Consider the following 7,709-nt stretch of genomic DNA (forward strand, 5'->3'; position numbering starts at 1 on the left):
AGTTGCCTGCGCGTCACACCCAGCAGTTCTACCGGGTTCCGCCCCGGAACGGGGCAGAACCCGGAAGATTGATCACAACCTCACACAGGCCCTAGCGGCCTGTCCCGTGTCCTGTGTCAGTGCTGGGTCGGAGACATGGTGGACTGGGGCATGAGGCAACGGGTGTTGATTCGAAATAGCAGTCGATCGGTGCCGCCGGCGGTCTCGACGCTGACCAGGTAGCGGCCGTCGGTGTTGGTGGCGTCCAGCAGGGCGGACGCCTTGCCGTTCCAGGTCTCCCGGTAGCCGTCGATGGTGAACTTCTGCTGCTCGAGTGCGGCCCGGATCTTCCTGACGGCCTCAGGGTGCTGCTGCAGGGAAACGGTGCTGTCGACCGCGTAGCTGAGGGTGTAGCGGCCGTCGTTGACGACCTCGTCGTTCTTTCCGACGCAGTTGCTGAAGAACGGCTTCGCGGTGGTCGGCGACAGTGATACTCCGGCACTCTGCGCGAGGAATTCGGTCATGTGCTGCGCCCACGCCTGGGCGTCGGTCTTGGCCGTGACGGGCAGCGGGTCGTTCTTGCCCGGGGTGGACATGCACCCTCCGGCGGTCAGGGTGGTCAGGGCGGTCAAGGCCAGCGCGAGAAGTCGGTGGGCCGGTACGGTCGGCGGCGAAGGGCGCCTGGTAACGCTGCGGGTGACGGGCATAGTGGTCATCCCACCACCAGTGAGGCGTCGCCGTTGGGTGCAGTGGATCTCGGATCTGGTGCCGGGGAACCCGTGTCAGCTTCCGTGGTCCTCGTCCTGAACGACCCTGGCAGGACCTGCACCGAACCCCTCTCAACGATGACCCGCCTTTCGCGTCATCCCGGAGACAAGCCCACTGCCTCGCCCACTCAAGGCGCGGCAACGCCATGTCCGTGCCTTCAACGGCCCAGCGTTGTCGGGCGACATCCAGCTCTCACCCGCGGCTGCGCAGCGCACGCGGGGGTCGAGGCGCTCGCGGCGGCAGGGGTGGTGACGATACGGCAGAGGCTGGTGAATCCGCTGTCTGGTTTCGGAGCTGGAACGCCCTTCTCTGCACCGTCTCTGTTGGATCGTTCGAAGGCGCATAGCCGCTCAGCAGGTCCAACCCGGTGTCCTCGGTGGCGGGACGGGGGGTCCATCATGTGGCGCACTCGATCGATCAACTGAGGGGTCGTCCAGTGCCATCTCGTGCAACCCTGCCGCAGCGATCGGCCCCGGTGAATCCGTCGAGCTCGCCCTCCCCTCCGATCTGTCAGGCTGCCGCACCGCGGTGATCAACTTGACCGAGACGCAGCCCACGGCGGCCGGTTGGGTCGGCGTCCGACCCGACAGCACCACGATGCCCACCACCTCTGTCGTGAATTTCACACCCGGCCAGACCAGCGCCAACCAGGTCGTCGTCACCTTCGACCAGTACGGCGATGCCCGGCTGTACAACGCCTACGGCCACGTCCACCTCATCGCCGACTTCCAAGGCGTCGCCGGCTGTGGCCAGGACCTGCCGTTCTTCCCCCTCGCCCCGACGCGGGTCCTGGACACCCGAAACGGCGCCGGAGCGCCCAGGTCCGCCCTGCCCGGCGGCTCCGCCGTGACCGTCAAGGTCGCCGGCACCAACGGCATCCCCGCCGGCGCCAAGGCCGTCCTGGTCAACCTGACCGGCATCGCCCCCACCACCGGCACTTGGCTCGCCGCCTACCCTCGCGGCACCACCCGCCCCACCGCCTCCAACCTCAACCTCGACCAAGGCGCCATCCGCCCCGCACTCGCCCTCGTCCCCGTCGGCACCGACGGCTCCATCGACATCTACAACGCCTTCGGCCGTATCGACATCGCCGCCGACATCCGGGGCTACTACCTCGACTGACCGACAAACGAGCATGGGGGCCGCCGTCATCGAACGGGGCCCCTATGGGTCTCTTCCGGCCGACCGCTTCCTGGATCAGCACGCGAACGCTCCGCCGCGCTCGGGCGCATGCCTGGGACTGCGAGGACCTGAGGTGCTGCTGGCCGACGGCAGCCCGCCGGTGCCGCCGGTCGGTCTGCAGCTCGAGCATGAACGGCTGACCCGGGCGCGACCTTCGTCTACCACCCGGGCCGGGCGGCGACCGCCCGCACGGGTGGTGCCGTTCTCTCGGGTGCCCATGTGACCGACTACAGGGCCCGGGCGGCTGCGGCACCGGAGAGACCGTGCGGGCCCCATCTGGCAGGTCGACGACCAGTAGGTGATGCTCTGCCGCCGGGGCGTAGGCCGGTCGCCCCACTCGTCCCACTGCGGTATTTGTGCCTCGGCGGTATCGAGGCACAGGACACCGCCTCGACCGAAGGCGACCCGCTGCCGGACGCCGAGGGGGCGGTGTCAGACGGTGTACTGGTATGCCGGGTAGGTCAAGTACCCCGCGTCGCCGCCCTGGTAGTACGTGGCCTCGTCGACGGGAGCGAGCGGCGCTCCGGTGCGCAGCCGCTCGACCAGGTCGGGGTTGGAGATGAAGGCGCGGCCGAAGCTGATGAGCTCGGCCCCCAGGTCGAGCCAGTGGTCGGCATCGTCCCGGCCGGTGTGCTTCGGTCCCATCGGGAGCACCGGGTTCATGATCAGGGGACCCTGCCACGCGCGGCGCAGGCCGGCCAGCACCTCCTCCTCGGTGGTGGCTTCGAGGTGGATGTAGGCCAGCCCGAGGCGGGACAGTTCGGTCAGCAGCGCGATGTAGAGCTCGGGGACGTCGGTCTCCTCGACTCCCCAGAAGGTCACGCCCGGGGACAGACGGATTCCGGTCCTGGCCGCGCCGATGGCCTCGGCGGTTGCGGACACCGCCTCGACGGCGAAGCGGATCCGGTTGCTCACCGAGCCTCCGTAGCGGTCGGTGCGCAGGTTGGCGTTGGACGAGAGGAACTGCGAGATGAGGTAGCCGTTGGCGCCGTGCAGCTCCACGCCGTCGAAGCCTGCGTCGACGGCGCGGCGGGCGGCGCGGGCGTACGACTCGGCGTGCTCGGGCACCTCGGCGGTGTCCAGAGCGCGCGGGATCGGCGCCGGCTGGAGCCCGGTCGGGGTGAACACCTTCCAGCCTTCGGCCGCGACTGCCGAGGGGCCGACCGGCTGCATACCGGTGGTGTCGGGGTGCGAGATCCGTCCGCCGTGCATGATCTGGGCGAAGATCCGTCCGCCGTTGGCGTGCACCGCGTCGGTGACGGGGCGCCACGAGGTGACCTGCTCGTCGGTGTGCAGTCCCGGTGTGCCGGGGTTGGACTGACCGACGACGTTCGGCTGCACGCCCTCGCTGACGATCAGTCCGGCGGTGGCCCGCTGGGCGTAGTAGGTCGCCATCGACGGTGTCGCCAGACCGCCGGCGGCGGCACGGACCCGTGTCATCGGGGCCATCACCACCCGGTTGGGCAGCGTCAGGTCTCCCAGCTGGTACGGGGTGAACAAGGTCGTCATGTCATGGCTCCTTCGTGATCGGCGCCGGGCAACCGGTCGCGGCGGTTACGCTAGAACCTGACATTGACGTCAGAGGCAAGGGTTGTGCCTCAGCTCACAGCACGGAGGGAGACGGCGTGCGCATCGGGGAGCTGGCATCACGGGCGGGAGTCAGCGTCCGGTCCCTGCGCTACTACGAGGAGCAGGGGCTGCTCACCAGCACCCGCAGTGCCAGCGGGCAGCGGCACTACACGGACCACGAGGTCGAGCGGGTCGTGTTCATCCAGCAGCTGTTCGCCGCAGGACTGTCCAGCCGTACCATCGTCGAACTGCTGCCGTGCGTCGATTCTCCCAGCGAGGACAACTCCGACGCCGCGCTGGAGCGGATGGCGCTGGAGCGCGACCGGCTGTCCGAGCGCATCGCTGATCTCGTACGTACCCGGGACGCCCTTGCCGGGCTGATGACCATGGCGCAGGCGCATCGGGAGCGCCAGCGGTCGGCGGCCGGCGACTGATGTCCGCGGCGCGGCAGCGAAGTTTTTGGCGTCGAGCATGAGCCGAAGGCCGTCGGACAGGTCGCACACGGCGCGGGCGGACTCGAGTCCGTCGATGTGGAGGGCGAGGCCGAGTCGGCGGTAGAAGGCGCGGGCGGCACCCACGCCGGCGCCGCCCCTACCGCTGCTTCCGTCGGCGAGATCCTTTCCGACGGTGGTTCACCTCGGGTGGGGACGGCAACGACGGCAGGCGGTGTACCCGGTGCGCCTTCGCGGTCCCGTCCGAGGAGCGGATCGCGGACGCTGCCGGACGTCCGCCTCTCCGTCGCCAAGGGCGGGCAGGATGCGGTGGGCCGGTAAGCCCGGGGGGTGCCGACGCCACCCTCACCCTCGCTCCGCACATCGGTCCGGGGGCCGACCGGACCCGCACCAAGTGCACGCCTGTCCCGTCCGCGATTGCCCACGGGAGTGCCGATACCGCGTACGGCAATGCGCTCGTCCTCGCCCCGGACTTCGGTCTGAACACACTGCGAAAGAGGGTCTGCAGTGCTCATCCGTCACGGCGGCCGCCTGCCGGCGGCGGACTAGCCGGCCGGTGTCGTGCAGCGGCGATGGGATCGCGGCGAGATCATCATCTTGTCCTGGGTCGGGCTGCCATTGACGCATGGGCCCACGCTCCCGAGTGCCAGGAGATCCCCAGGGCCACGTTGCCGCCACTGACGGAGTCGCGCCGGTCGCCGCGGGCGTCGGGTGAGGCCGACGCCTCTCGGGGGTCCGCTGCCGGTCCGCTCCGCACCCTCGAGGTGTGGACACGCGGACCGGGCTCCATGGGGCGCAAGGCTTGAACAGCGGCTAAGCAACTGCTTAGTATCTCGTTCAGGTCAGATACTAAGCAACTGCTTAGTATCCATTCCGGGCCGGGAACAGCCTGCCCGAGCCGCCCCTCTCCCTCAGGAGTCCACCGTGACCTCGCTGTTCTCCCTCGCCGGCAAAACCGCCCTCGTGACCGGCGGTTCCCGCGGCATAGGCCTGATGATCGCCCGGGGCCTGGTCGAAGCGGGGGCCAAGGTCTACATCAGCTCCCGCAAGGCGGAAGCCTGCGAGGAGGCCGTGCGCGGGCTCTCCGGTCCCGGCGGCCAGGCGGTCGCGCTGCCCGCCGACCTGTCGCGCGAGGAGGAGTGCCACCGACTTGCCGCCGAGATCGGCGAGCGGGAGGAGCGGCTGCACATCCTGGTGAACAACGCCGGCGCCACCTGGGGCGCGCCCCTGGACGAGTTCCCGGTCAGCGGCTGGGACAAGGTCATGGACCTCAACCTGCGCAGCCCCTTCCTGCTCACCCAGGCCCTCCTGCCGAAGCTGCGCGCCGGCGGATCGACGGAGGACCCTGCGCGGATCATCAACGTCGGATCCATCGACGGACTGCACGTCAGCCCGGTCTCGGCCTACTCCTACGCGGCCAGCAAGGCGGGCCTGCACCACCTGACCCGCGTCCTGGCCAAGGAGCTCGGGCCGCAGGGCATCACGGTGAACGCCATCGCTCCCGGCCCCTTCGAGTCGAAGATGATGGCCGCGACCCTGGACGCCATGGGCGAGGCGATCGCGGAGGCGGCTCCGCTGCGCCGGATCGGGCGGCCGGACGACATGGCGGGCGTCGCCGTCTATCTGGCCAGCCGTGCGGGCGCCTACGTCACCGGCGCCGTCATCCCCGTCGACGGCGGCCTCGGCACCACGGTCTGACCGGCGACGGCTTCCCTCCCCCCCCTCGCACAAGCAACCCGAACCCGAGAAGAAGAGCACCATGGCCTCCCTCCTGCTCTCCCGCCGAGACCTCGACTTCCTGCTGCACGAGTGGCTCGACGTCGAATCCCTGACAGCGCGCCCCCGCTTCGCCGACCACTCGGGCGAAACCTTCGACGCGGTGCTGGACCTCAGCGAGACGATCGCCGCCCGGCACTTCGCCCCGCACAACAAGAAGAACGACACGCAGGAGCCGCGCTTCGACGGCGAGCGGGTGCACATGATCCCCGAAGTCGAAGAGGCCCTGAAGGTCTTCGCCGGCGCAGGGCTGATCGGCGGGGGCATGGACCACGAGGTGGGCGGCATGCAGTTGCCGAGTGTGGTGGCCAACGCCTGCTTCGCCTGGTTCCAGGCGGCCAACGTGGGAACGGCCGCCTACCCCTTCCTCACCATGGGCAACGCAAACCTGCTGCTGGCCCACGGCACCCCCGGGCAGATCGACACCTATGTCCGCCCGATGGTCGAGGGCCGCTTCTCCGGGACCATGTGCCTGTCGGAACCACAGGCGGGCTCCTCGCTGGCCGATGTGCGTACCCGCGCGGAACCGGCCGACGACGGCACCTACCGCCTGTTCGGCAACAAGATGTGGATTTCGGGTGGCGACCACGAACTGACGGAGAACATCGTCCACCTGGTCCTGGCCAGGATCCCCGGCGGCCCGCCCGGGGTGAAGGGGCTCTCGCTCTTCATCGTCCCCAAGGTCCTGGTGGGGGCCGACGGGACGCTAGGCGAACGCAACGACGTCGCCCTGGCCGGCCTCAATCACAAGATGGGGTATCGAGGGACGACCAACACGCTGCTGAACTTCGGTGAGGGCGCTTTCCGGCCCGGCGGGGCCCCCGGTGCCGTCGGCTTCCTGGTCGGGGAGCCCCACTGCGGACTGTCCTACATGTTCCACATGATGAACGAGGCCCGCATCGGTGTCGGACTTGGTGCCACAGCGCTCGGTTACACCGGCTACCTGCACGCCCTGGACTACGCGCGCACCCGGCCCCAGGGGCGCCCGCTCACGGCCAGGGACGCCACCGCCCCCCAGATCCCGATCGTCGGGCATCCCGATGTCCGGCGCATGCTCCTCGCCCAGAAGTCGTACGTCGAAGGCGCGCTGGCTCTCATCCTGTACTGCGGGCGGCTGCTGGACGACGAGCGCACCGCCCCGACGGCCGACGAGCGGGCCAGGGCCGGGCTTCTGCTGGACATGCTCACCCCGATCGCCAAGAGCTGGCCCTCCCAGTGGTGCCTGGAAGCCAACAACCTTGCCATCCAGGTCCACGGCGGCTACGGCTACACCCGCGAGTACAACGTCGAGCAGTTCTACCGGGACAATCGCCTCAACCCCATCCACGAGGGGACGCACGGCGTCCACGGCCTCGACCTGCTGGGCCGAAAGGTCGTCATGGACGGCGGCGCGGGGCTCCGCCTGCTCATCGAGACCATCTCCATGACGACCGCCCGCGCGGCCGCCGCGGACGACCACGTCGCCGGCTTCGGACGGCAGCTGGACGCCTCCGTCGCCCGCGTCGCCGCCGTGACGCGGCGCCTGTGGGAGGCCGGGGACGCCGAGAGCGCCCTCGCCAACGCCTCGGTCTATCTGGAGGCCGTGGGACACGTCGTGGTCGGCTGGATGTGGCTGGAGCAGATGCTGGCCGCCACCGGACGCAGCGGCGCCTTCTACGAGGGCAAGCGCCGGGCGGGTCAGTACTTCTTCCGCTACGAACTGCCCAGGACGGAGGCGCAGTTCGCGCTGCTGGAAAGCCTCGACCGCACCACCCTCGACATGCCCGCGGACTGCTTCTGAGCCTGTCCTGCCATCCAGGCGCGGGTCGGATCCGGTCGTTCGTATCGTCGACCGGCGGGCCGGTAGGTCTGCGGGTCGGCGGGAACGCATTTCCCACCCGGGAGCGCCGTGCCGTACAGTCGTGCCTACCGACGCGGGGTGGAGCAGCTCGGTAGCTCGCTGGGCTCATAACCCAGAGGTCGCAGGTTCAAATCCTGTCCCCG

6 protein-coding genes are annotated in these 7,709 nt (G+C 69.6%); 4 read left to right on the forward strand and 2 right to left on the reverse strand.

Annotated elements, in window-relative coordinates:
* Window positions 1–116: 116 nt before the first annotated feature.
* The gene (locus AB0P35_RS40815; protein ID WP_363521405.1) at window positions 117–575 is read right to left on the reverse strand and encodes a hypothetical protein; all 459 of its coding nucleotides are present in this window, start codon (window positions 573–575) and stop codon (window positions 117–119) included.
* Window positions 576–1,362: 787 nt separating this feature from the next.
* Between AB0P35_RS40815 and AB0P35_RS40820 the strand changes: the two genes are divergently transcribed.
* Window positions 1,363–1,869 (forward strand): hypothetical protein, encoded by a 507-nt coding sequence (locus AB0P35_RS40820; protein ID WP_363521407.1) that lies wholly within the window; start codon window positions 1,363–1,365, stop codon window positions 1,867–1,869.
* Window positions 1,870–2,361: 492 nt separating this feature from the next.
* On the opposite strand, the gene AB0P35_RS40825 is transcribed toward AB0P35_RS40820, so the two are convergent.
* Window positions 2,362–3,438 (reverse strand): alkene reductase, encoded by a 1,077-nt coding sequence (locus tag AB0P35_RS40825; RefSeq protein WP_363521410.1) that lies wholly within the window; start codon window positions 3,436–3,438, stop codon window positions 2,362–2,364.
* 116 nt (window positions 3,439–3,554) lie between these two features.
* On the opposite strand from AB0P35_RS40825, the gene AB0P35_RS40830 reads away from it, so the two are divergent.
* The 3 genes from AB0P35_RS40830 to AB0P35_RS40840 all read left to right on the forward strand — a co-directional run bounded on the left by AB0P35_RS40830 (window position 3,555) and on the right by AB0P35_RS40840 (window position 7,506).
* Entirely contained in the window at window positions 3,555–3,932 is a 378-nt protein-coding gene (locus AB0P35_RS40830) for a MerR family transcriptional regulator (protein ID WP_363521412.1), read from the forward strand.
* Between the two features lie 942 nt (window positions 3,933–4,874).
* Entirely contained in the window at window positions 4,875–5,648 is a 774-nt protein-coding gene (locus AB0P35_RS40835) for an SDR family oxidoreductase (RefSeq protein ID WP_363521415.1), read from the forward strand.
* Window positions 5,649–5,709: 61 nt separating this feature from the next.
* Complete coding sequence (locus AB0P35_RS40840) at window positions 5,710–7,506, forward strand: acyl-CoA dehydrogenase (RefSeq protein WP_363521417.1); 1,797 nt, start codon at window positions 5,710–5,712, stop codon at window positions 7,504–7,506.
* The last annotated feature ends 203 nt before the right edge of the window (window positions 7,507–7,709 follow it).

It is taken from the genome of Kitasatospora sp. NPDC085879 (genome assembly GCF_040686255.1).
In the GTDB taxonomy this organism is placed as follows: Bacteria; Actinomycetota; Actinomycetes; order Streptomycetales; family Streptomycetaceae; genus Kitasatospora.

Coding starts and splice junctions, on each gene's coding strand:
- AB0P35_RS40840 (WP_363521417.1), top strand. CDS start 5,710: ATGGCCTCCCTCCTGCTCTCCCGCCGAGACCTCGACTTCCTGCTGCAC.
- AB0P35_RS40825 (WP_363521410.1), bottom strand. CDS start 3,438: ATGACGACCTTGTTCACCCCGTACCAGCTGGGAGACCTGACGCTGCCC.
- AB0P35_RS40815 (WP_363521405.1), bottom strand. CDS start 575: ATGTCCACCCCGGGCAAGAACGACCCGCTGCCCGTCACGGCCAAGACC.